Source organism: Luedemannella flava, assembly GCF_039528515.1.
Classification (GTDB): Bacteria; Actinomycetota; Actinomycetes; order Mycobacteriales; family Micromonosporaceae; genus Luedemannella; species Luedemannella flava.
In genome coordinates, this window is record NZ_BAAALT010000034.1 from 82400 (window position 1) to 105874 (window position 23475).

21 protein-coding genes are annotated in these 23475 nt (G+C 71.0%); 7 read left to right on the forward strand and 14 right to left on the reverse strand.

Annotation, left to right across the window (positions count from 1 at the left end):
* Positions 1 to 14: 14 nt before the first annotated feature.
* The 3 genes from ABD211_RS07235 to ABD211_RS07245 are packed head-to-tail and all read left to right on the forward strand — an operon-like array spanning position 15 to position 2310.
* Positions 15 to 764: an ABC transporter ATP-binding protein gene (locus tag ABD211_RS07235; protein ID WP_344127557.1), complete on the forward strand. Its 750-nt coding sequence runs from the start codon at positions 15 to 17 to the stop codon at positions 762 to 764.
* Positions 761 to 1510, forward strand: a complete 750-nt coding sequence (locus ABD211_RS07240; protein ID WP_344127559.1) for an ABC transporter permease — start codon at positions 761 to 763, stop codon at positions 1508 to 1510. Before ABD211_RS07235 ends, ABD211_RS07240 begins: the two co-directional genes overlap by 4 nt.
* Positions 1507 to 2310 carry an ABC transporter permease gene (locus tag ABD211_RS07245; RefSeq protein WP_344127561.1) on the forward strand — a complete coding sequence of 268 codons (804 nt, stop codon included), beginning with the start codon at positions 1507 to 1509 and terminating at the stop codon, positions 2308 to 2310. The genes ABD211_RS07240 and ABD211_RS07245 overlap by 4 nt, the downstream gene beginning before the upstream one ends.
* A gap of 4 nt (positions 2311 to 2314) precedes the next feature.
* Here ABD211_RS07245 and ABD211_RS07250 read toward each other — a convergent pair whose 3' ends face one another.
* Both ABD211_RS07250 and ABD211_RS07255 read right to left on the reverse strand, forming a co-directional pair.
* Positions 2315 to 3337 carry a zinc metalloprotease gene (locus ABD211_RS07250; protein WP_344127563.1) on the reverse strand — a complete coding sequence of 341 codons (1023 nt, stop codon included), beginning with the start codon at positions 3335 to 3337 and terminating at the stop codon, positions 2315 to 2317.
* A gap of 67 nt (positions 3338 to 3404) precedes the next feature.
* Positions 3405 to 4265 carry a pentapeptide repeat-containing protein gene (locus ABD211_RS07255; RefSeq protein WP_344127565.1) on the reverse strand — a complete coding sequence of 287 codons (861 nt, stop codon included), beginning with the start codon at positions 4263 to 4265 and terminating at the stop codon, positions 3405 to 3407.
* A gap of 114 nt (positions 4266 to 4379) precedes the next feature.
* On the opposite strand from ABD211_RS07255, the gene ABD211_RS07260 reads away from it, so the two are divergent.
* Positions 4380 to 5498, forward strand: a complete 1119-nt coding sequence (locus tag ABD211_RS07260; protein WP_344127567.1) for a DUF4037 domain-containing protein — start codon at positions 4380 to 4382, stop codon at positions 5496 to 5498.
* Positions 5467 to 6036 carry a histidine phosphatase family protein gene (locus tag ABD211_RS07265; RefSeq protein ID WP_344127569.1) on the forward strand — a complete coding sequence of 190 codons (570 nt, stop codon included), beginning with the start codon at positions 5467 to 5469 and terminating at the stop codon, positions 6034 to 6036. Before ABD211_RS07260 ends, ABD211_RS07265 begins: the two co-directional genes overlap by 32 nt.
* An 89-nt stretch (positions 6037 to 6125) precedes the next feature.
* On the opposite strand, the gene mmsB is transcribed toward ABD211_RS07265, so the two are convergent.
* The 9 genes from mmsB to ABD211_RS07310 form a co-directional block, all read right to left on the reverse strand.
* Positions 6126 to 7379, reverse strand: coding sequence for a multiple monosaccharide ABC transporter permease (gene mmsB / locus ABD211_RS07270; protein ID WP_344127571.1), 1254 nt, complete (start codon positions 7377 to 7379; stop codon positions 6126 to 6128).
* Positions 7380 to 7384: 5 nt separating this feature from the next.
* Entirely contained in the window at positions 7385 to 8917 is a 1533-nt protein-coding gene (gene mmsA, locus ABD211_RS07275) for a multiple monosaccharide ABC transporter ATP-binding protein (protein WP_344127573.1), read from the reverse strand.
* Positions 8918 to 8995: 78 nt separating this feature from the next.
* A complete protein-coding gene (gene chvE / locus ABD211_RS07280) occupies positions 8996 to 10120 on the reverse strand; it encodes a multiple monosaccharide ABC transporter substrate-binding protein (protein WP_344127575.1) in 1125 nt (374 codons plus the stop codon).
* 45 nt (positions 10121 to 10165) lie between these two features.
* Positions 10166 to 11683 carry an L-arabinose isomerase gene (araA, locus tag ABD211_RS07285; RefSeq protein ID WP_344127577.1) on the reverse strand — a complete coding sequence of 506 codons (1518 nt, stop codon included), beginning with the start codon at positions 11681 to 11683 and terminating at the stop codon, positions 10166 to 10168.
* Positions 11680 to 12366 (reverse strand): L-ribulose-5-phosphate 4-epimerase, encoded by a 687-nt coding sequence (locus tag ABD211_RS07290; protein WP_344127579.1) that lies wholly within the window; start codon positions 12364 to 12366, stop codon positions 11680 to 11682. The genes araA and ABD211_RS07290 overlap by 4 nt, the downstream gene beginning before the upstream one ends.
* A complete protein-coding gene (gene araB / locus ABD211_RS07295) occupies positions 12363 to 14039 on the reverse strand; it encodes a ribulokinase (RefSeq protein ID WP_344127581.1) in 1677 nt (558 codons plus the stop codon). The genes ABD211_RS07290 and araB overlap by 4 nt, the downstream gene beginning before the upstream one ends.
* Before the next feature lie 194 nt (positions 14040 to 14233).
* Positions 14234 to 15220 (reverse strand): LacI family DNA-binding transcriptional regulator, encoded by a 987-nt coding sequence (locus ABD211_RS07300; protein ID WP_344127583.1) that lies wholly within the window; start codon positions 15218 to 15220, stop codon positions 14234 to 14236.
* A gap of 32 nt (positions 15221 to 15252) precedes the next feature.
* Positions 15253 to 15699 carry an Lrp/AsnC family transcriptional regulator gene (locus ABD211_RS07305; RefSeq protein ID WP_344127585.1) on the reverse strand — a complete coding sequence of 149 codons (447 nt, stop codon included), beginning with the start codon at positions 15697 to 15699 and terminating at the stop codon, positions 15253 to 15255.
* A 27-nt stretch (positions 15700 to 15726) separates the two neighbouring features.
* Positions 15727 to 16884 carry an acyl-CoA dehydrogenase family protein gene (locus tag ABD211_RS07310; protein ID WP_344127587.1) on the reverse strand — a complete coding sequence of 386 codons (1158 nt, stop codon included), beginning with the start codon at positions 16882 to 16884 and terminating at the stop codon, positions 15727 to 15729.
* Positions 16885 to 16945: 61 nt separating this feature from the next.
* On the opposite strand from ABD211_RS07310, the gene ABD211_RS07315 reads away from it, so the two are divergent.
* Positions 16946 to 17860: a 5'-3' exonuclease gene (locus ABD211_RS07315; protein ID WP_344127588.1), complete on the forward strand. Its 915-nt coding sequence runs from the start codon at positions 16946 to 16948 to the stop codon at positions 17858 to 17860.
* Positions 17861 to 17916: 56 nt separating this feature from the next.
* On the opposite strand, the gene ABD211_RS07320 is transcribed toward ABD211_RS07315, so the two are convergent.
* Positions 17917 to 18951 (reverse strand): serine hydrolase, encoded by a 1035-nt coding sequence (locus tag ABD211_RS07320; RefSeq protein WP_344127590.1) that lies wholly within the window; start codon positions 18949 to 18951, stop codon positions 17917 to 17919.
* A gap of 148 nt (positions 18952 to 19099) precedes the next feature.
* On the opposite strand from ABD211_RS07320, the gene ABD211_RS07325 reads away from it, so the two are divergent.
* Positions 19100 to 19711, forward strand: coding sequence for a class I SAM-dependent methyltransferase (locus tag ABD211_RS07325; protein ID WP_344127592.1), 612 nt, complete (start codon positions 19100 to 19102; stop codon positions 19709 to 19711).
* Here ABD211_RS07325 and ABD211_RS07330 read toward each other — a convergent pair.
* Both ABD211_RS07330 and ABD211_RS07335 read right to left on the reverse strand, forming a co-directional pair.
* Positions 19700 to 20548, reverse strand: coding sequence for an MHYT domain-containing protein (locus tag ABD211_RS07330; RefSeq protein ID WP_344127594.1), 849 nt, complete (start codon positions 20546 to 20548; stop codon positions 19700 to 19702). The two genes, ABD211_RS07325 and ABD211_RS07330, sit on opposite strands and share 12 nt — an antisense overlap.
* 134 nt (positions 20549 to 20682) lie before the next feature.
* On the reverse strand, positions 20683 to 23427 hold the full coding sequence (locus ABD211_RS07335; protein ID WP_344127597.1) for a DEAD/DEAH box helicase: 2745 nt from the start codon (positions 23425 to 23427) through the stop codon (positions 20683 to 20685).
* Positions 23428 to 23475: the final 48 nt, after the last annotated feature.

A 23475-nucleotide genomic window follows, 5' to 3' on the forward strand; every position in this document is an offset into this window, starting at 1 on the left:
CGGCCGACGGCATCGTGCTGCGCGCGTTGACCAAGCGCTTCACGATCCGTCGGTCCACGGTGACCGCGCTCGACGGGGTGGACCTGGCCACCCCGTCCGGCGCGTTCGTCGCGCTCCTCGGACCCTCGGGCTGCGGCAAGTCCACGATCCTGCGCATCCTCGCCGACCTGGACCAGCCCACCTCCGGCGAGGCGCTCGTGCACGGCGAGTCGCCCGCGGCCACCCGACGCAAGCACGAGCTCGGCATCGCCTTCCAGGACGCGGCGCTGCTGCCGTGGCGCTCCGTGCGCGCGAACATCCGGCTGCCGCTGGAGGTCAGCGGCGTACGCGTCGACGACGCGGCGATCACCGACCTGATCAAGCTGGTCGGGTTGGAGGGCTTCGAGCAGGCCCGACCCGCCCAGCTGTCCGGCGGGATGCGCCAGCGGGTCGCGATCGCCCGCGCACTCGTCGTCGAGCCGCGCATCCTGCTGCTCGACGAGCCGTTCGGGGCGCTCGACGAGATGACCCGCCAGCGGCTCAACCTGGAGCTGCAACGCGTCTGGAGCGAGCGCGCGGCCACGACCCTGCTGGTGACCCATTCGATCGCCGAGGCGGTGTTCCTGGCCGACGTGGTGGCCGTCATGAGCCCGCGCCCGGGCCGGATCGTGGCCACGGTCCCGATCGACCTGCCCCGGCCCCGTACCCCGGAAATGATCCGCACGGCCCGCTTCCATGAGCTGGAGGACCAGCTCAGCGCCCTGCTGTTCGGAGGTGCGACGTGAGGCGGTGGTTGCCCGGGGCGATCGGTGTGGTGGCGGTCGTCGGGGCGTGGGAGGTCGTCGGGCGCACGGTGTTCGCCGACAACAAGGCGGTGCCGCCGCCGACGGCGATCGCGCGTCAGCTGGTCGCGGACGGGCTGGACTTCTACCTGCCCAACGTGGTCACGACCCTGCGCGAGGCGTCGCTCGGGTGGCTCATCGGCAACGTCATCGCGATCGTGCTGGCGGTCGCGTTCATCCAGGTGCCGCTGCTGGAGCGGGCGCTGCTGCAGGTGGCGCTGGCGAGCTACTGCCTGCCCGTCATCGCGATCGGGCCGGTGCTGGCGATCCTGTTCACCGAGGACACCCCGAAGGTCATCCTGGCCGCCCTGTCGGTCATCTTCACCACCCTGATCGGCACCCTGGTCGGGCTGCGTGACGCGGACCAGACCAGCCTGGAGCTCATCCGCGCGTACGGCGGGGGCAGCTGGACCCAGCTGTGGAAGGTGCGGCTGCGCGCCTGCCTGCCCAGCATGTTCGCGGGGCTGTGCATCGCCGCGCCGGCCGCCATGCTCGGCGCGATCATCGGCGAGTACCTCGGCGCGGAGTCCGGCCTCGGCGTCGCGATGATCAATTCGCAGCAGAGTTTCGCCGTGGAGCGCACCTGGGGCATCGCCCTGGTCGCGACCGCCCTCTCCGGCGCCGCCTACGGGCTCACCGCCCTGGTCGGACGCTTGCTGACCCCCTGGGCGCCGCGGGTGGTCGCATGAGCGCCCCGCGCCGTGCCGGCGTGCGGCTGCTGACCGGGCTCGGCGGTGCTGTCCTGTCCGTGGGCGCCGTGGTCGCCGTGTGGCATCTGCTGGTCAAGGGGTTCGCGCTGGACCCGTTCCTCACCCGCGGCCCGTTCGACGTGCTCGCCTACCTCACCGACCCCGCGCACGACGCGGAGCGCGCGGTGCTGTTGGAGGCGAGCCGGATCACCGCCCGCGACGCCGCGATCGGCCTGCTGTCCGGCACGGTGGCCGGGCTGGCGACGGCCGTGGTGTTCGCGCTGTGGCGCGGCGTGCGGCAGACGCTGCTGCCGATCGCGATGGCGCTGCGCGCCGTGCCGTTGGTCGCGATGACCCCGCTCATCGCCCTGATCTTCGGTCGGGGCCTGGTCGCGATCACTGTCGTGGCCGGCATCGTCACGTTCTTCCCGGTGCTGGTCAACGTGTCACTGGCGCTGCGTAGTGTGCCGACGTCGTCGGTGGACCTCATCCGGGCGTACGGCGGGACGAAGCTCGCGCTCATGTGGCGGGTGCAGCTGCCGGCGGCCGTGCCGGCGCTGTTCGCGGCCGCCCGCATCGCCGCGCCGTTGGCGCTGGTCGGGGCGCTGCTGGCCGAGTGGCTCACCACCGGGCAGGGGCTGGGCTACCTGATGCTGCAGTCGCTGACCACGTTCGAGCTGGACCGCATGTGGTCCGCGGTGGCGATCGTGACGGTCGCGTCGATCGTCCTGTACGCGCTGATCAGCGCGGTGGAGCAGATCACGCTGGCGAAGTACGCGTTCGCCCCGCGCCGGCGGTGACCGCCTACGACGGGCGGGACGGGTCCCTGGCGTAGAGGCAGCCGGCGCCCGTGCCCAACGCCCGCAGGCCGACCTGGTCGCCCTTGCCGTAGACGGCCGGCTTGCGGGTCATCGTCGGGTACATGATCTCCCACTTGTCCTTGATCTTCGGGTGGCCGAGGCCGACGGCGTGCCCGATCTCGTGCATCAGCAACTGGCCCCGGGTGCCCTGCAGGCCCGTCTTCGGCCCGGCGCCGAAGCCGGGGGCGAACCGCATGGTGGAGTTGAGGACCGCGTACCCCTCGACGACCTGCCACGCGGTCGTGCCCGACCGGGTGTAGACCGACGAGGTGGACCCGCCCCCCTGACCGGCCGCCCCGACCGGGATCACCGACGTGTCCTTGCCGGGCCGACCCCACGCCACCACGAGCTGGGTGTCACCGGGGTAGGTGTCGTTGCGGCCACCCGGCATGACGTTTGTCGTGCCCCGGTACGCGAAGCGCAGCCCGTTGACGGCCGTGATGCGGGCCAGGGCGCCCTTCACGTCGGTCAGCGCGCCGCTGGTCGCCTGCGTGAGGTTGACCCGGTAGCCGATCGGCGTGCACGGGTTCCACCGGGCGCGGCCCGGATACATGAAGGCGAACGCCTTCGGGTTGCCGCGGACCACCGTCGCCGCCCGGACCGTGACGGTCGTGGTCCGGCTGATGCCTGTGTTCGCCTTCGCGGTTCCCGGCGCGACCACCCGGTACCTGTCGGTGCGCACCTTCGCCGGCTTGATGGTCACCTTGTACGCCGCCCTGGCGGTCCGCGCTGTCCCGATCGTGCGCCACGCGCCCGCGTCGTTGCGCTGCAGCCATACCGTGCGCGCGGCGGAGGCCGGGTCGACCTTGCCGGCGAAGGTGACCGACGTCCCGCTCTTCACCGTCTTCGCGGCGAAGTTGACGGTCACGGTGGTGGCCGTCTGGTCCGGGACGGGCGCGGCGGCGGCCGTCCCCGCGCCCAGTGTCAGGGCGGCGGCTACGACGAGCTGACAGACGATGACGTTCATGAGAGGTATCCGCGTCCTGGTCGGAGCCTACCCCGCGCGCACGCGGGGCATGCCGCGAACGGGCGGGCTACGCGGGCGCGACGGTGCTGCGGGTGTCCGGTGAGTCGAGCGCTCCCGCCCAGTGCAGGTGCCCGACGGCCTCGTTGTCCGGATCGGTCGCCACCCGCCAGCCGGGCGGGCAGATGTTCCACCCGTCGCCGCGGCGGCTCACCCGCGCCGGACCCCGGAACGTGGCGCCCGCGAGGACGACACCGTCGTCGCAGCGCGCGCCCCGGAACCCGGCCGACCGCTGGAAGATCGCGTCGTTGAACGTGGCGCGGCCGCGCAGCACGGCCGCCGCGAACCAGGCGTGACCGTTGAACACGACGCCGGAGAACCCGGCGGAGCTGGCGATGTCGACGCCACCGAACCAGGCGTCACCGTGGAACGTGGCTGTCTCGAAGTGCGCGGCGGCGTGGAAGACCGCCGTGTCGAACCACGCGTCGGACGTGAACACCGCGCCCCGGAACCGGGCGTCGGAGCAGAACACGGTGCCGCGCGCCATCGTCGACTCGTGCAGCACGGCCCGGTCGAAGCTCGCGACGCCGTCGACCCGGCAGCCGGTCAGGTCCAGCCCGATCAGGTGCGCGCCGGTGAGGTCCAGCCCGATGCCGGGCCAGAACGCCAACCGGTGCACCGGCCGCAGGTGGCGGGCGAGGATCTGCTGCGCGGCCCGGCGTACCGGCACGTCGTCGTTGGTGGCGGCCCACGGCATGCGCAGGTAGGCGCAGATGACGTCCGCAACGGCGGGCCGTTGGGCGGGGTTGTCCTGGCCGATGAACTCCAGTGTGTACAGACCGCCGAGGCGCACCGGGGGGCGGGGATCGGCGAGCTGGGCGACGGCTGTGGAGAAGGTGTCCGTTACCCGCTGATCGCCTGACCATCGCATGGCGCGATTGTGCCGGAGCGTGACGTGGATGACCATCCCCTGAACGACAACCGTCACCATCCGCCAAGACCACCCCGGATGACCGTGCTGGCGGGCAACCGGCACAGTAGTGCTATGGGCTTCGTGTCAGGACTGGACCTCTCCCGCGCGTTCTACACCGAGGCGGTCCGGCCGCTGTTCGAGGCGCAGTGCCCGGGGCTACCGCACAGCGCGGCGCTGATCGGTCCGGGCTCGGAGGTGCTGGGCTACGACTCGCCGCGTTCCACCGACCACGACTGGGGCCCGCGGGTGCTGCTGTTCCTGCGCCGCGACGACCTGCGCGCCCACGGCCGGGACCTGAGCACCGCGCTGGCCCACCAGCTGCCGCGCACCTTCCTGGGGTACCCCACCAACTTCGAGTCCGCCGGCGGCGGGTCGGCGTCGATGCGCCCGACCGACGGGCCGGTGCAGCACCGGGTCATGCTGAGCAGCCCGCCGGCCTGGTGGGCCAACATGGTCGGTTTCGACGTCAGCCAACCGCCGACGGTGGTGGACTGGCTGGCCATGCCCTGGCAGAAGCTGGCCGAGGTGACCGGCGGCGAGGTCTTCCACGACGGCCTTGGCGCACTCGAACCGGTCCGCGCCCGCCTGGCCTGGTACCCCGACGACGTGTGGCGCTACGTGCTGGCCTGCCAGTGGCAGCGCATCGCGGAGGAGGAGCCGTTCGTCGGCCGCGCCGCCGAGGCCGGCGACCCGATCGGCGCCGGCGTCCTCGCCGCCCGCCTGGTCCGCGACGTGATGCGCCTGTACCTGCTGATGAACCGCCGCTGGCCCCCGTACGGCAAGTGGCTGGGCACCGCGTACGGGCGGCTGGCGGGGGCATCGGAGCTGACCGAGGCGCTGTGGGGCGTGCTGACCGCCGGGCACGACGCGGCGCGCGAGGCGCGTCTGTGCCGGGCCTACGAGATGATCGCCGAGCTCCACAACGAGCTGGGCCTGACCGAGCCGCTGGACCCGACGACGCGCTACTTCCACGACCGCCCGTACGGCGTGCTCGACGCGGGCCGCTTCGGCGCCGCGCTGGTCGCCCGGATCACCGACCCCCGGGTACGGGAGCTGCCGCTGGTCGGCGCCGTGGACCAGTTCGTCGACAGCACCGAGGTGCTCAGCCATTCCGACCGGGCCCGCACGGCGGCGCTGCTCGTGCTTCAGAATCAGACGGGTGGGGACCGTCTACCTGATCCGGCACGGTGAGACCGAGTGGAGCCGCTCGGGCCAGCACACCTCGTACACCGACCTTGACCTGACCCCGCGCGGGGTCGAGCAGGCCGCCGCGCTGGCGCCCGTACTCGCCGGGGTTGGTTTCACCGAGGTGTTGACCAGCCCGCGGCTGCGGGCCCGGCGCACCGCGGACCTCGCGGGCCTACCCGCCGTCACCGTCGACGAGGATCTCGCCGAATGGCACTACGGCAGGTACGAGGGCCTGACCAGCGCCCAGATCCACAACCGGGACCGGGGCTGGTCGCTGTGGACGGACGGGTGTCCGGGCGGCGAGACGCCCGACGAGGTGAGCGCGCGCATCGACCGGCTACTGGTCCGGGTACGTCCGCTGGCCGCCGTGGGCCACGTGGCGCTCGTGGCTCACGGGCACTGCCTGCGGGTGGTCGGCGCCCGCTGGGTGGGCCTGCCCATCGCCCAGGCGAGCCTGTTCTACCTGGACACGGCCAGCATCAGCGTCCTGGGTCACGAGCACGGCGAACCGGTCATACGCAGTTGGAACCGCACGACCTGAACGCTTGGTTCGTCAGTACGAAAAAGTCGGACGCAAGCCGCATCTGAGGGCCCCGACCACCAGTGGTCGGGGCCCTCAGATGCGGGATGTCAGCGGGCGGTGCCGGCGCGCCGCTTGGTCCACACGTCGAACGCGACGGCCGCGAGCAGGACGATGCCCTTGACGAGCATGATCCGGTCCGGGCCCGCGCTCATGAGCGACATGCCGTTGTTGATGACGCCCATGATCAGACCGCCGGTGATGGCACCGACGACCTTGCCCACGCCGCCCTGCACGGCCGCGCCGCCGATGAACGCCGCCGCGATCGCGTCCAGTTCGAACGAGTTACCGGCGGTCGGCTGGGCGAGGTTGAGCCGGCCGGCGAAGATGACGCCGGCGACGGCGGACAGCACGCCCATGTTGACGAACAGCCAGAACACGACCGACTTGGTCTTCACGCCGGACAGCTGCGCGGCCAGCAGGTTGCCGCCCACCGCGTAGATCTGGCGACCGAACACCGACCGCTGGGTGAGCAGCGAGTACCCGAGCACCAGGACCGCGAGGAGCACGAGCACCCACGGCAGGTTCTTGAACCGGGCCAGCTGCACGACCAGGAACATGACCGCAACGCCGCCGCCGACGATCTTCGCGATGAAGATGCCGATGGGCTCGACGGTCTGGTCGTAGCCCTGGCGGGCGCGCCGCGCCCGCCACTGGGCTGCGGCCATGCCGGCAATGGCGATGACACCGACGATGAGGCTGAACAGGTCGGCGCCGCCGAGCGGGCCCAACCCCACGTTGCCCAGGTAGCCCTCGGTGAACCCGTTGGACAGGGTGCGCACCTCGTCCGGGAACGGGCCGATGCCCTGGTTGCCGAGCGTGATCATGGTGATCGCCCGGAACAGCAGCATGCCGGCGAGGGTGACGATGAACGCCGGGATCCCGAAGTAGGCGATCCAGAACGCCTGCCAGGCGCCGATGAGGCCGCCCGCCACGACCGTGATGAGCACGGCCAATGGCCACGGCACATCGTGGTTGACCATCAGTACGGCCGACAGCGCGCCGGTGACCGCGACCACGGATCCGACGGAGAGGTCGATGTGACCGGCAATGATGATCATGATCATCCCAATCGCGAGGATCAGGATGTACGAGTTCTGCACGATGATGTTCGAGATGTTCTGCGGCTGCAGCAGGTCACCGTCGGTGAGCACCGCGAACACCGCCACGATCGCGGCGAACGCGAAGTAGATGCCGCTCTGGCGCAGGTTGAACTGGAACCGGGTGCGCGACGGTTTGCCGGGCGGAGCAGCCTCGTTGAGGCCCTGCTCGCTCAGGGCCACATCAGCGTTGGTGGTGCTCATCGAAGCTACTCCGTTCCCTTGGTCATGAACTGCATGAGGCGTTCCTGGGTCGCGTCCGCCCGGGAGACCTCACCGGTGATGCGACCGGCCGACAGCGTGTAGATCCGGTCGCAGATGCCCAGCAGTTCCGGCAGCTCCGAGGAGATGACGAGCACCGCCTTACCCTCGTCGGCCAGCCGGTTGATGATCGTGTAGATCTCGTACTTCGCGCCGACGTCGATGCCGCGGGTGGGCTCGTCGAGGATCAGCACGTCCGGATCCGTGAAGATCCATTTGGAGAGTACGACCTTCTGCTGGTTGCCGCCCGACAGCTTGCCCGTCACCGCGCTGACGTTGGGCGCCTTGATGTTCAAGCTGCGCCGGAAGTTGTCGGCGACCTTGTGTTCCTCGTTGTCGTTGACCCAGCCACCGCTGGAGAGCTTGTCCAGCCCGGCCGCGGACACGTTGCGCTGGATGTCCTGGATGAGGTTCAGGCCGTAGCGCTTGCGGTCCTCCGTCGCGTACGCGATGCCGTTGTCGATGGCGTCGCGGACGCTGCGCAACGTGATCTCCTTGCCGTCCTTGAAGATCCGGCCCGAGATGTTGTACCCGTACGAGCGCCCGAACACGCTCATCGCGAGCTCGGTGCGCCCGGCGCCCATGAGTCCGGCCAGGCCCACGATCTCGCCCCGGCGCAGGACCAGGTTGGCCCCCGAGACGACCTTGCGTTCGTGCTGGACCGGGCTGTGCACGGTCCAGTCCTCGATGCGCAGGGCCTCCTCGCCGGGACTGTTCGGCTCGTGCGGCGGGAACCGGTGCTCCAGGTCCCGGCCCACCATGCCCGAGATGATCCGGTCCTCGGTGACCTCATCGGTCGCCAGGTCCAGCGTCTCGATCATGCGGCCGTCGCGGAGGATGCTGATCCGGTCGGCGATGCCCACGATCTCGTTGAGCTTGTGCGAGATGATCACGCAGGTGATGCCGTGGTTACGCAGGCCGCGCAGCAGGTCCAGCAGGTGTGCGGAGTCTTCGTCGTTGAGCGCGGCGGTCGGCTCGTCGAGGATCAGCAGCCGCACCTCCTTCGAGAGCGCCTTGGCGATCTCCACGAGCTGCTGCTTGCCCACGCCGATGTCGGAGACGGTGGTGACCGCGCTCTCGCGCAGACCCACCCGCTCCAACAGCTTGGTCGCCTCGAAATTGGTGCGGTTCCAGTCGATAAGCCCGCGGCGGGCCCGCTCGTTGCCGAGGAAGATGTTCTCGGCGATCGACAGCTGCGGGCACAGCGCCAGCTCCTGATGGATGATGACGATGCCCTTGTGCTCGCTGTCGCGGATGCCACCGAAGCGGCACTCCTCGCCGTCGTAGAAGATCTGCCCGTCGTACGAGCCGTGCGGGTACACGCCGGAGAGGACCTTCATGAGGGTCGACTTGCCGGCACCGTTCTCGCCGCAGATGGCGTGGATCTCGCCACGCCGCACCGACAGGGTCACATCCTCCAGTGCCCGTACGCCGGGGAAGACCTTGGTGATCCCCGACATCTGCAGAATGTCGTCGGTCATGCCCTTTGTCACTTCCCGTCTTCAAGGACAGGTCAGGGGTGCGGCCCGCCGCGCGGCCCGCACCCCTGACGAGCCGGATCAGGCCAGCTGGTCCTTGGTGTAGTAGCCGCCGTCGATGAGGACCTTCTCGTAGTTGGTCTTGTCGACGATGATCGGCTCCAGCAGGAAGGACGGGACGACCTTGTTGCCGTTGTCGTAGTCCTTGGTGTTGTTCACCTGCGGGGTCTGGTTCTTGAGCAGCGCGTCGGCCATCTGCACGGTGACCTTGGCGAGCTCGCGGGTGTCCTTGTAGATGGTGGAGTACTGCTCACCGGCGATGATCGACTTCATCGACGGGATCTCGGCGTCCTGGCCGGTGACGACCGGGTACTTCTGGCCGGCGGTGCCGTAGCCGCTGCTCTTGAGAGCCGACAGGATGCCGATCGACAGGCCGTCGTAGGGCGACAGCACGCCGTCGACCTTCAGACCACCCTTGTACGTCTTGGTGAGGATGTCCTCCATGCGCTTCTGCGCCGTCTCCGGCAGCCACCGCAGCGTCGAGACGGTCTTGAAGTCGACCTGGCCGCTGCGGACCACGAGGGTCTTGGCGTCGATGAGCGGCTGCAGGACCGACATGGCGCCGTTGAAGAAGAACGTGGCGTTGTTGTCGTCCGGCGAGCCGGCGAACAGCTCGACGTTGAACGGACCCTTGGCGTCGCCGGCGCTGCCGTCGGCCTTCTTCAGGCCCAGGCCCGTCAGCAGCGAGGTGGCCTGCTGCACGCCGACCTTGAAGTTGTCGAAGGTGGCGTAGTAGTCCACGTTCGGGCTGTTGCGGATGAGCCGGTCGTAGGCGATGACCGGGATCTTCTTGTCGGCGGCCGACTGCAGCTGCGTGGTGATCGCCGTGCCGTCGATCGACGCGATGATCAGAACCTTGGCACCCTTGGTGATCTGGTTCTCCAGCTGGTTGACCTGCGTCGGGATGTCGTTCTCCGCGTACTGCAGGTCGACCTTGTAGCCCAGCGCCTCGAGCTGCTTCTTGACGTTGTCACCGTCGCTGATCCAGCGGGCCGACGACTTGGTCGGCATCGTGACGCCGACGAGGGCGCCCTCGGTGCCGCCGGTGGTCTGCTTGTCGGCGTCCTTCTCGCTGGAGCCACACGCGGCCATGGCCGCGCTGAGCGCGATGGCGGTAGCCGCCATAGCGATCCGCTTGAACCTCATTGTTCTCTCCTCGGGGGGGTGTGTTACTTCAGGGGACGTGGAACGTCAGCCGCGGCCCGGCAGGCCCTGGGCCAGTCGGTAGTAGGCCTGGTTCCACCGCAGGTGATCAGCGAACTGACGCGCCGTCGTGTTCTCGTCGATCACCAGTAGTTCCGTGTGCAACATCTGGGCGAAGTCGCGCAGGGTCTCCGCGCTCACGCCCTGGGTGAGGACCGTGTGGTGGGGGCCACCGGCCGTCAGCCACGACTCGGCCGAGGTCGCCAGCGAGGGGGCCGGCTCCCATACCGCCCGCGCCACGGGCAGCTTCGGCAGGGGCTCGTTCGGAGCGACCACCGTGATCTCGTTGGCGACCAGGCGGAACCGGTCGCCGAGGTCGGCCAGACCGATAACCACGCCGGGGCCCTCGGCCGCGTCGAAGACCAGCCGGACCGGGTCCTCGCGGCCGCCGATGCCCAACGGGTGGATCTCGCAGGACGGCTGGGCGGACGCGATGGTCGGGCAGACCTCCAGCATGTGCGCCCCGAGGATCCTGGGGGTGCCGGGACCGAAATGGTACGTGTAGTCCTCCATGAACGATGTGCCGCGGCCGCTGCCGACCCCCATCGCCTTCACAGCCGCCAGCAGCGTGGACGTCTTCCAGTCGCCCTCGCCGCCGAAACCGTACCCGTCCGCCATCAGTCGCTGCACGGCCAGGCCAGGCAGCTGACGCAGCCCGCCCAGATCCTCGAAGTTCGTGGTGAACGCCCCGAACCCGCCATCGGTGAGGAACTGGCGCAGGCCGGCCTCGATGCGCGCCGCGTAGCGCAGCGAATCGTGCCGGTCCCCGCCCTTGGCCAGCTCCGGCGCCAGCCGGTACGCCTCGGCGTACTCCTTGACGAGGGCGTCGATGTCGGAGTCGGCGACCTCGTCGACCACGGCGACCAGGTCGTTGACCCCGTACGTGTTGACCGAGACGCCGAAGCGCAGCTCCGCCTCGACCTTGTCACCCTCGGTGACCGCGACGTCACGCATGTTGTCGCCGAAGCGGGCCAGCCGCAGCCCGTACAGGTGACCACGGCCGACCGCCGCCCGCGCCCACTCGTCGATGCGGCGCACCAACGTCGGGTCCGACGCGTGCCCCGCCACCGTCTTGCGCGGCACGCCCATGCGGGTCTGCACGAACCCGAACTCCCGGTCGCCGTGCGCGGCCTGGTTGAGGTTCATGAAGTCCATGTCGATCGTCTGCCACGGCAGCGCCTCGTTGAGCTGCGTGTGCAGGTGCAGCAGCGGCTTGCGCAGCACGTCCAGGCCGGTGATCCACATCTTGGCCGGGGAGAACGTGTGCATCCACGCGATCACACCGACGCACGACGGGTCGGCGTTCGCCTCCTGCATGACCTGACGGATCGCCGCCGAGTCGGTCAGCACCGGCTTGCCGACGATCTGGGCGCTCAGACCGCCCGAGTCACCCAGCATCCGCTGGATCTGGGCGGACTGGTCGGCCACCTGGCCGAGCGTCTCCGGACCGTACAGGTGCTGGCTTCCGGTGAGGAACCAGAGCTGGGGCGTGGTCGCCGTGGTCATTTCGGGGTCTCCTGGCCGTAGACGTTCTGGTAGCGGGCGTAGAGCGCGTCGATGTCGGGCGCCGCGATCGGCAGCGGGGTGCCGAGCTGGCGGGCTATGTGCACGGTGCGCGCCACGTCCTCACACATGACGGCGGCCTTCACGGCCGCCTTGGCGTCGCGCCCGATGGTGAACACGCCGTGGTTGCGCATGAGGACCGCCGGCGACCGGCTGCCCGACAACGTCTCGACGATGCCGCGCCCGATCGAGTCGTCACCGATCAGCGCGAACGGCCCCACGGGAATGTCGCCACCGAACTCGTCGGCGATCATCGTGAGCACGCACGGGATCGCCTCACCGCGCGCCGCCCACGCCGTCGCGTACGTCGAGTGGGTGTGCACCACGCCGCCCACGTGCGGCATGTGCTTGTACACGTACGCGTGCGCGGCCGTGTCCGACGACGGCGCGTGCTCGCCCTCCACGAGTCGCCCGTCCAGGTCGGTCACCACCATGTTGTCCGGCGTGATCTCCTCGTAGCGCACCCCGGACGGCTTGATGACCAGCAGGTCCGCGTCGGGCACCCGGGCCGAGACGTTGCCGGCGGTCCACACCACCAGCTCGTTGCGCGGCAGCTCGGCGTGCAGCGCCGCGACCGTGGCGCGCACGCCCGCGATCGTGCCGCGCACAGCGGAGGCGAGCGTCATGCCGTCGCCTCCACCTTCGCCGTCGCCGCGCGCTGGATCGCCCGCAGCCGGCGCATCACCTTGTTCGCGCCCCGCCCGAAGTAGTCGTGCAGCGTCGTGTACTCCGCGAACAGCTCGTCGTACGCCGCCGCGGCCGCCTCGTCCGGCGTGTACACGTTGCGCGCCACCCGGCCCATCACCGCGGCCGCCGCCGGCACGTCCGGGTAGGCGCCCGCGGCCACGGCCGCGTGGATCGCCGAACCGAGCGCCGGACCCTGCTCCGAGGTAATCACCGACAGCGGCAGGCGCGTCACGTCGGAGTAGATCTGCATGAGCATGGTGTTCTTGGCCAGCCCACCCGAGATGATCAGCTCCTCGGCCGGCACGCCGGCTTTCGCGAACGTCTCGATGATGGTCCGCGTGCCGAATGCCGTCGCCTCGATCAGCGCCCGGTAGATGTCCTCCGGCTTGGTCGCCAGGGTCTCCCCCACGAGGACGCCCGACAGCTCGTGGTCGACCAGCACCGACCGGTTGCCCGAGTGCCAGTCCAGCGCAATGAGCCCGTGCGCGCCGATCGGCTGCGCCGCCGCCAGGCGGGTCAGGTGCTCGTGCACCGAGATGCCGGCCGCCTGTGCCGCCGCCACATAGTCGGCCGGCACGTGCCGGGACACGAAGTGCCCGAAGATGTCGCCCACGCCGCTCTGCCCGGCCTCGTAGCCCCACAGGCCCGCCACGATGCCGCCGTCGACGACCCCGCACATGCCGGGCACCTCGCGCAGCTCCGACCCGTTCATCACATGACAGGTCGACGTGCCCATGATCGCCACCATCTGACCGGGGCGCAGCGCGTCACCGGCCGCGGCGGTCACGTGCGCGTCGACGTTGCCGACCGCCACCGCGATGCCCTCCGGCAGGCCGGTCCACGCGGCGGCCTGCGCGGTCAGCGACCCGGCGCGCGCGCCCAGCTGGCCGATCGGGTGGTCGAGCTTGTCGGCGACGAAGGTCGCGAAGTCGGGGTTGAGCTCGGCGAGGAACTCCGCCGACGGGTACTGCCCGTCCTGCAGGATGCCCTTGTAGCCGGCGGTGCACGCGTTGCGCACGTACTCACCGGTGAGCTGCCAGACGATCCAGTCGGCCGCCTCGACCCAGTGGCGCATCGCGCCGTAGATCTCCGGGTCCTCCTCGAGCAGCTGCAGGCCCTTCGCGAACTCCCACTCCGAGGAGATCAGCCCGCCGTAGCGCGGCAACCACGCCTCGCCGCGCCGGGCGGCCAGCTCGTTGATCCGGTCCGCCTGCCCCTGCGCCGCGTGGTGCTTCCACAGCTTGATGTACGCGTGCGGGCGCCCGGCGTACTGCGGCAGCTCGCTCAGCGGCGTGCCGTCGGCCAGGGTCGGCACCATCGTGCACGCGGTGAAGTCGGCGGCGATCCCGATCACCCGGGCCGGGTCGACCCCGGCGGCCTCGATCGCGGCCGGCACGGCGTGGCGCAGCACGTCGATGTAGTCGCTGGGCACCTGCAGCGCCCAGTCCACACCCAGCGGCGTGCCGTCGGGCAGGGCCTCGGTGAGCACCGCGTGCGCGTACTCGTGCACGGCGGAGCCGAGCTCAGCGCCATCGCCGACACGCACCACGACAGCGCGACCGGACAGCGTGCCGTAGTCGACGCCGACCACAACGGGGTCGGGGACGCTCATGTGCCACCTCCAAAAGCTCGGCCGAGTCAGGACGCGCGTGTGGCGGCGCGTCTTGGAGGGAGTGTTATCGTTAACATCGCCGCTGTCAACGGCGTCCGATAACGTACCGGCAACAGCCGAGAAATGGTCTGCCACAAGGCATCAGGCTGCTCCCGCCCGCCCACACGGGGGACAAAACGGTCAGTTGAGCGCTCTCACGGCCGCGGCCGACCGACACTCTCCCGGGTCACCAGCGTCGGCGCCAACGTCGTCCGGAACGCGCCGCGCTCCCCCGACTCGAGCTGCCGCAACAACGACGCCAGGCTCGCCTTCGCCACCGCCGCGAAATCCGGGCGGACCGTCGTCAACGGCGGAATGTAGAACGCCGACTCCGGCATGTCGTCGAAACCGATCACACTCACGTCGTGCGGCACCCGCCGACCCTGCTCGTGCAACGCCCGCAGAATCCCCAACGCCAGATGGTCGTTCGCGGCGAACACCGCCGTCACCTCCGGCATCCGGGCCAGCATCTGCCCCGCCCGGTGCCCCGCCGCGGCCGTCCAGTCCGCCGGCACCAGCGGCGGCACCTCCACGCCCGCGTCCTCCAGCGCGCGCCGCCAGCCCGCCACCCGACCGCGCGCGTCGAACCAGTCCGCCGGACCCGACACGTGCCACACCGTCGCATGGCCCGCGTCCAACAGATGCCGGGTCGCCAGGTACGCCCCCGCCTCCTGATCCACCGTCACCAACGGCGCCGCCCGCTCCGGATCACCGTCGATCGTCACCAGCGGGGTGTCCTCCGGCAGGTCGTCCAGAGCCTCGTTCGCCGACTCCACCGGGGCGATCACCACCAGGCCGGCCACCCGCTGATCCAGGTGATGACCGACCGCGTCCGCGACCGAACGCCGGTCCAGGCGACGGACGCTGCCGACGCTCACCGCGAACCCCGCCGCCCCGGCCGCCTGCTCGAACGCCGCCAACAGCGACGCCGGACCGTACAACGTCGAGGACTGCGCCACCACGCCCAGCACCTGCGAACGCCCCGTCACCAGCGTGCGCGCCGCCCGGTTCGGCCGGTAGCCCAGCTGCGTGATCGCCGCCCGCACCCGCACCCGGGTCTCGTCCCGCACGCTCGGATGGTCGTTGAGCACCCGCGACACCGTCTGGTGCGACACCCCCGCCAGCCGGGCGACATCCGTCATCGCCGGCTCGCGCGACTCTCTTCTCACCGCGCTCAGGCACCGACCCGCGGCGGGCGACCCTCATACGGGGTCGACAACACCACCGTCGTGCGCGTCGTCACGTTCGCCGCCTGCCGGATCTTCTGCAGCAACCGCTCCAGATCCGCCGGCGTGCCCACCCGCACCAGCAGAATGTAGAAGTCCTCCCCGGCCACCGAGTAGCACGACTCGATCTCCGGCAACACGGACAACCGGTCCGGCGCATCATCCGGCTGCGACGGATCCAACGGGCGAATCGCCACAAACGCGGTCATCGGCAACCCGATCGCCGGGTAGTCCACCCGCGCCGCGTACCCCTGCAGAATGCCGCGCTGCTCCAGCCGACGCACCCGCTGATGGGCCGCCGACACCGACAAACCCACCTTCTCGGCGAGGTCCGTATAGGACATCCGCCCATCGGTGGTCAGCGCGGCCACGATAGCCCGGTCGATCTCCTCCACGCGACGAACCTACACGGCCCTATCCCGTTACGCGCCACCCGATCGGCGCGCCAGACCTCGGGCGATCACCAGACGCTGGATCTGGTTGGTCCCCTCCACGATCTGCAACACCTTCGCCTCACGGAAATACCGCTCCACCGGATGGTCCGCCACATACCCGTACCCACCCAGCACCTGCACCGCCTCCGTGGTCACCCGCATCGCCACATCGGTGGCGAACAGCTTCGCCTTCGCCGCCTCCAACGAGTACGGCCGGCCCGCGTCCCGCAAGCGCGCCGCCGCCAACGTCAACGCCCGCGCCGCGCTGATCTGCGTCGCCAGGTCCGCCAACAGGAACCCGATCCCCTGAAAATCGATGATCGGCTGACCGAACTGCTCGCGCCCCCGCGCATACTCCACCGCGTAGTCCAACGCCCCCTGCGCCAGACCCACCGCGCAGGCAGCGATCCCCAACCGGCCACCGTCCAGCGCCGACAAGGCGATCGCGAACCCCTGGCCCTCCTCGCCGATCAGCCGGTCGCCCGGCACGCGCGCCCCGTCGAAGGCGATCTGCGCCACCGGCGACGACCGCAGCCCCATCGTCCGCTCCGGCGCCTGCGGCACGATCCCCGGCGTGTGCGCGTCCGCCAACAGGCACGAGATCCCCGCCGCGCCCGGCCCGCCCGTACGGCAGAAGACGTTGTACACGTCCGCCCGGCCCGCGTGCGTGATCCACGCCTTCGTGCCCGTCACGGCGTAGCCGTCCCCGTCGCGCACCGCACGCGTCGTCAGCGCCGCCGCGTCCGACCCGCCCGCCGGCTCCGACAGGCAGTACGCCCCGAGTCTGTCCCCGGCCAGCAGCTCCGGCAGCAGCGCGGCCCGCAGCTCGGGGCGACCGAACGCGGCCAGGGGGTAACACGCCAGCGTGTGCACCGAGACGATCTCGGCCACCGCCAACCACCGGCTCGCCAGGACCTCAAGAACCTGCAGATACACCTCGTACGGCTGACCGCCCCCGCCGAACTCCTCCGGATAGGGCAGGCCGAGCAGGCCACACCGGGCCAGCTGCTTCACCACGTCCTCGGGGAACTCACCGCGCTCCTCCGCCGCCGCGGCGCGTGGGGCCAGCTCCCTGTCGGCCAGCTGGGTCGCCAGGTCGAGCAGGGCTTCGGCCTCCTCGGACGGGAGGATGCGGGGAACGGTCACCCCAACAGCTTAACGGTCGTTAGGTTTCGGTGACCAGTGCCCGTATGCCAGGCTGAGCACCGTGACCGAGAGCCGACCACTCCTGCTCGTCGACGCAGCCAGCCTGTACTTCCGGGCCTACTACGGCGTGCCCGAGTCCGCCGCCCGCGCCCCCGACGGCAGCCCCGTCAACGCCGTCAAAGGCTTCCTCGACATGCTGGCCACCCTCATCCGCACCCGCCGACCCGGCCGCGTCGCCTGCGCCCTCGACCTCTCCTGGCGCCCCGCCTGGCGCGTCGCCCTCATCGACTCCTACAAACGCCACCGTCTCGCTCCCGACGGCGGCGAAGAAGTCCCCGCCGGCCTCGTCCCCCAGGTCCCCCTCCTCCTCGAGGTCCTCGCCGCGCTCGGCATCGTCACCATCGGCGCCCCCGACTACGAAGCCGACGACGTCATCGGCACCCTCGCCACCCGCGAACCCGGCCCCACCGAGATCGCCACCGGCGACCGCGACCTGTTCCAGCTCGTCAACGACGCCACACCCGTCCGCGTCCTCTACTGCGGCAAGGGCGTCGCCAAACTCGAGGTCTGCGACGAGGCCGCCGTCGCCACCCGCTACCAGGTCCCCGCCCGCCACTACGCCGACTTCGCCGCGCTGCGCGGCGACCCCAGCGACGGCCTGCCCGGCGTCGCCGGCATCGGCGAGAAGACCGCCGCCGGCCTCGTCACCCGCTTCGGTGGCCTCGACGACATCGTCGCCGCCCTCGACAAACCCGACGCGCCCTTCGCCGCCGGCGTACGCGCCAAGCTCAGCGCCGCCACCGACTACCTCGCCGCCGCCGGACCCGTCGTCCGCGTCGCCACCACCGTCGACCTGCCCGTCCTCGACCTCACCCTGCCCAGCGCCCCCGCGGACGCCGATCACCTCATCGACCTCGCGCAACGCTGGAACCTCGCCAGCCCGGTCCGCCGCGTCGTCGACGCCGCCGCCGGCTGAACAGCAATGCGGGCCGGACATCCGTAGAGGGGATGTCCGGCCCGCGTTCGCGTCTGTCAGCCGCCGTTCGTCGGACGGTGCTCCGGAGCCGGCCACCGCACCGGCGCCGCCCCGCCCCGCGCGAGCACGGACGACGACACGTCCACGGTCGCCACCGCGTCCAGGAACTCCCGGCCCATCACCGACCGGGCCGCCACCAACGGGTGCGTCGCCCCGAAATCGTCCGCGTCCGTGTCCAGGAACCCGAACAGCGCGTACGTCAGCACCGGCGCACCCGACACGTCGAAGATGACGCCCGCCTCGTGGCGCGCCCCGTCATACCAGCCCGCCTTCGTCGCCACCTGCGAGCGCTCCCGCGACGAGGCCACCCGACGGATCCCGTCAGTGAACGCGATCGGCGACCGCAACGCGTTCAGCAGGAACTCCGTCGACGACGCCGACAGCAGTTCGCCGGCGACGAGCCGGGTCAGCAGGTCGTGCGTCTCCCGGGGCGTCGAGGTGCCCAGGTAGAAGCGGTTCGGATTGGCCACCGGCTCCACCCGCGTGTACAGGAAGCCCTTCGCGGCCAGGATCTCGTTCAGCTCGGCGGCCGGGCACACCAGGCCGCACAACCGCACCGCGGTGTCGTCGGAGACCGTGAGCAGGGCGACCAGGGCGTGCCCCAGGGTCACCGAGCTCGGGTACGCCCCGTCGAGGCTGAAGATGCCGTCCCCGCCGGGGATGACGATCGCGGACGTGACCTCGATCCGCTGGTCGAGGGTGAGCAGGCCGCGGTCGACCTTGTCCAGCACCGCCGTGGCTACCGCGACCTTGTTGACGCTGTACGCCTGGATGACCTCGTCCGCGCGCTGGTTGAACACCGGCTGACCCGCGCCGGCCAGGCTGCCGTACGCGTACCAGGTGCCGCCCGCGCGCCGGCTGTGGCGCCGGTAGCTCGCGGCGATCCTGGTCGCGGCACCGCCCCCGGCTGACCTGGCGGCCTCCGGCGCCGCTGGGGCCGCCGTAGCCGGCCCCAGCGCCAACCCGACCGTGGCCGTCGCGCCCCACCCCAGCGCCGCCCGGCGGCTCAGCCGTTCCGTCCGTTTGGTCACTCGCTCCCCCTCGATGTCGACCTTGTTCCTCGATCCAATCACGGATGCCGATGGCCGGCGATCCGGTGCTTTCCGGGGATTGTTTCGGTGGTGGCGGTAGCCACCACCTGTAAGGCGTCCTAGGATGGAGGATCAGCAGAATCGAGCCATGGACACCCGGCTCACTCCTGTCCCGCTCGTACCGGAGATCCGGTTGTACCTTGCCGGGCCCGAGACCGGGCTGTGGGCGGGCGGCTACCGCAGTGACGAGCCGTTGCCCTTCTGGGCCTTCGCCTGGCCGGGTGGGGTCGCCCTGGCCCGGTACGTGCTCGACCACCCGGACGTGGTGGCCGGGCGGCGGGTACTCGACGTCGGCGCCGGATCGGGCCTGGTCGCGATCGCGGCCGCCCGGGCCGGGGCGGCGCGCGTCGAGGCGGTGGACAGCGACGCGCGCGCCGTGGAGGCCGTACAGCGCAACGCGGGGGCCAACGGCGTGGCGGTCGTGGGCAGGCACCAGGAGATCGCGCACGACACCCCGACGGGTGACGCCGAGGTGGTCCTCGTCGGCGACGCCTTCTACAACGCCGCGATCGCCCGGCCCCTGCTCGCGTTCCTGCGGCGGGTCGGGCGCGACGGCGCCGACGTCCTCGTGTCCGACCCGGGGCGCGGATACCTGCCCACGGCCCACTTCACCGAGCTCACGACCATGGACATCGCCGTGCCGGTGGTCCTCGAGGACTCCCCCGTGGCCCGGACGACCGTGTGGCGGCTAGCGGCTTGACCGCACGTACGTGCTGCGCGGGCGGTTGCTCGGCGCGGCCGAGACCGGCTCCGGCATCCCCGGGCTCGCCGGCGCGGGCGGCGGCGGCGCGCCCATGAGCGGCAGGTCCGTGTCGTCCAGCGGGCGGTTCAGCAGGGCGTAGAACAGCGAGATGGACACCAGCAGGACGAAGACCACGATCGGCGCGATGAAGCTGACCGGGGTGAGGCCGTCGATCGGCTCCTTGGGCACCTGCCGGTAGACGCTCATGGCGAACATTCCGGTGTAGTGCATGCCGCAGACCGCGACGCCCATGATGGCGGCGGCGATGCCGATCGCCAGGCCGCTGCGCAGGGTGATGGTGAAGAACAGCGCCACCGTGGCGGCCACGACCGCGATCACCACCGACGCGATGACCAACGTCTGGTCGTAGACGATGACGCCGGCCATCTGCATCGCGCCCATGCCCGTGTAGTGCATCGCCGCGACGCCCACGCCGGTCAGGACGCCGGCGGCGATGACCTTGGGGATCGACGGCTTGCCGAAGCCGACGATGAACAGGCCCATCGCCACGACGACGACGGCGGTGATCCAACTGCCCAGGGTCATCGCGACGTCGTAGCGCACCGGCATGCCGGGGACGGTGAAGCCGAGCATCGCCATGAAGTGCATGACCCAGATGCCCGTGCCGCCGATCGCCCAGGCGGCGAGCAGCAGCCAGCGGGCGCGCTCGCCGGTGGTGGCGGAGCCGCGGGCGCGGGCCGTGCAGATGAGGCCGAGCAGCGAGCCGAGGACGGACAAAGCGTAGGCGAGGCCGGGGTTGAGCCAGCCGTACGAAAACTGGTTGAGGTCAACCATCTATTGCTCCCCAGCCACCGGGTTGAACATCATCGCTGAACTCGGGAATCCTCCCGGAGCGGGAAGCAAGATGCAAGTTCACGTCACATCGCTTGCCATATCCGACATTTCTGTCGCCAAAGCATCGACGGCCATTAAAGGACCGAGGTGTACGACAGGACGCCGCGGTTGAGCGCGTCCATGGCCGCGCGGGCCGTCGTCCGCAGCGTCGACTCGGCGCCCGCCGCCTCCGCGATCTGACCGAGCAGGTCGAGCACCTGCCGCGCCCAGCGGACGAAGTCGCCGGCCGGCATCTCCAGGTCCGGGCCGCTGGCGAGCACCTTCGACAGCGCCTCGCCCCGCGCCCAACGGTAGATCGGCCACACGAAGCCCAGGTCCGGCTCGCGGGTCGGGGTGAGCCCGCGACCGCTCTCGTCGGCCTCCAGGCTCGTCCAGAGCGACACGGTGGCGTCCACGGCGTCGGCCACGGGACCGCGCGGCAGCATGATCCGCTCGTCGACCTCGCGGCGCGCCTCGAAGATGACCACCGACACGGCGGCCGCCAGCTCGGCCGGGGCCAGCCCGTCCCACACGCCCTGGCGCAGGCACTCCGCGACGAGCAGGTCCGCCTCGGTCCAGATCCGCGACAGGGTCCGGCCGTGCTCGGTGACCGTGCCGCCGGCCAGGTAGCCGCGCTCCTGCAGCACCTCGCAGACCCGGTCGAACGTGCGCGCCAGCGAGCCGGTGCGGTTGGCCACCTTCTGCCGCAGGGCGTCGGTGTCGCGGGCCAGCCGGGAACGCCGCTCAGCCCAGCGCGCGTGGTCCTCCCGCTCCGGGCAGGCGTGGCACGGGTGCTTGCGCAGCGCGCGGCGCAGGTCGAGCAGCTCGGCGTCGTCGCCCGAACCGCCGCCGCGGGTCCGGGTGCGACCGGAACGCGCCTGGCCGGGCGGCAGCGCCACCTGGCGCAGGCTCGCGGCCAGGTCGCGGCGCTCCTGCGGGGAGCGGTGATTGAAATGCTTGGGTACGCGCAGCCGCGCGATCGCCTCCACGGCCGAGGTGAACTCCCCACCGCCCAGCCGGCCCGCCCACCGGTCCTCGGTGAGCACCAGGGGACGCGGCTCGCCGAAACCGCCGACCCCGGGGTCCAGCACGACGGCCAGGCCCGAGCGGCGCCCCGACGGCACCCGGATCACGTCGCCGACCTTCAGGCGGCTCAGCGAGTCCAGGGCGGCCGCGCGCCGCGACGCCGCCGAGTTGCGGGCGGCCGCCTTCTCGCGCTCCGCGATCCGCACCCGAAGATCGAAGTACTCGCTGAAGTCGCCGTCGTCGCAGCCCATCTCCAGCTCGTACACCCGCATGGTTTCCTCGTTGCGGGCCACCTGGCGCGCGAGGCCCACGACGGAGCGGTCGGCCTGGAACTGGGCGAAGGACGACTCGAGCAGCTCGCGCGCCGCCGCCCGGCCCACCGAGCCGACCAGGTTGACGGCCATGTTGTACGAGGGCCGGAAGCTCGACCGCAGCGGGTACGTGCGGGTGGAGGCGAGGCCGGCCACCTGGCGCGGGTCGATCTCGGGCGACCAGATCACCACGGCGTGGCCCTCGATGTCGATGCCCCGCCGCCCGGCCCGGCCGGTCAGCTGCGTGTACTCCCCCGGGGTGAGGTCGACGTGCGCCTCGCCGTTGAACTTGACCAGCCGCTCGAGCACCACGCACCGCGCCGGCATGTTGATGCCCAGCGCCAGGGTCTCCGTCGCGAACACGGCCTTGACCAGGCCCCGCACGAACAGCTCCTCGACGACCTCCTTGAACACCGGCAGCATGCCGGCGTGGTGGGCCGCCAGGCCGCGCTCGAGGCCGTCGAGCCACTCGTAGTAGCCCAGCACCGACAGGTCCTCGCCGGGGATGTTCGCGGTGCGCGACTCCACCACGTGGCGGATCTCGGTGCGCTCCTCCGGCGTGGTCAGCCGCAGCCCCGCGTGCAGGCACTGCTGCACGGCCGCGGCGCAACCGGCGCGGCTGAAGATGAACACGATCGCCGGCAGCAGGCCCTCCCGGTCCAGCCGCTCGACGATCTCCGGCCGGTTGGGGCCCTTGTTACGGGCGCCGCGACCGCGCGGCCCGCCGCGCGCGGCGCCCGTCAGCTCCGCCCGGCGGGCCAGCTCACGGGTGTAGCGCAGCAGCTCCGGGTGCACCTCGTGCATCTGGGCGGCCTCGGCGTTGTGGAACAGGTCGAACATGCGCCGGCCCGCGAGCATGTGCTGCCACAGCGGCACCGGCCGCTCCTCGCTCACCACGACCTCGGTCTTGCCGCGCACGGTGACCAGCCAGTCGGCGAACTCCTCCGCGTTGGAGACGGTGGCCGACAACGACACCAGGCTCACCGACTGCGGCAGGTGGATGATCACCTCTTCCCAGACCGCGCCGCGGAACCGGTCGGCCAGGTAGTGCACCTCGTCCATGACGACGTAGCCGAGGTCACGCAGCGCGGTCGAGCCGGCGTAGAGCATGTTGCGCAGCACCTCGGTGGTCATGACCACGATGGGCGCGTCGCCGTTGATCGCGTTGTCGCCGGTGAGCAGACCGACCTTGGCCGGACCGTACCGGTCGACGAGGTCGTTGAACTTCTGGTTCGACAGCGCCTTGATCGGCGTCGTGTAGAAGCATTTGCGGTCCTGCGCCAGCGCCAGGTGCACGGCGAACTCGCCGACCACGGTCTTGCCGGCGCCCGTGGGCGCGCAGACGAGCACGCCGCTGCCCCGCTCCAGGGCCTGGCAGGCCTCCCGCTGGAACGGGTCCATGCCGAAGCCGAGCTCAGGCGCGAACTGGGCCAGCTGCGGGAACTCGGCATCGACGGCGGCCCGCCGTCGGGCCGCGGCGTACCGCTCGGCGGGGCTCGTCATACCGCAAATCTAGCTGGAGATCGCACGTTGGCCACGCTCGGCCGGCGC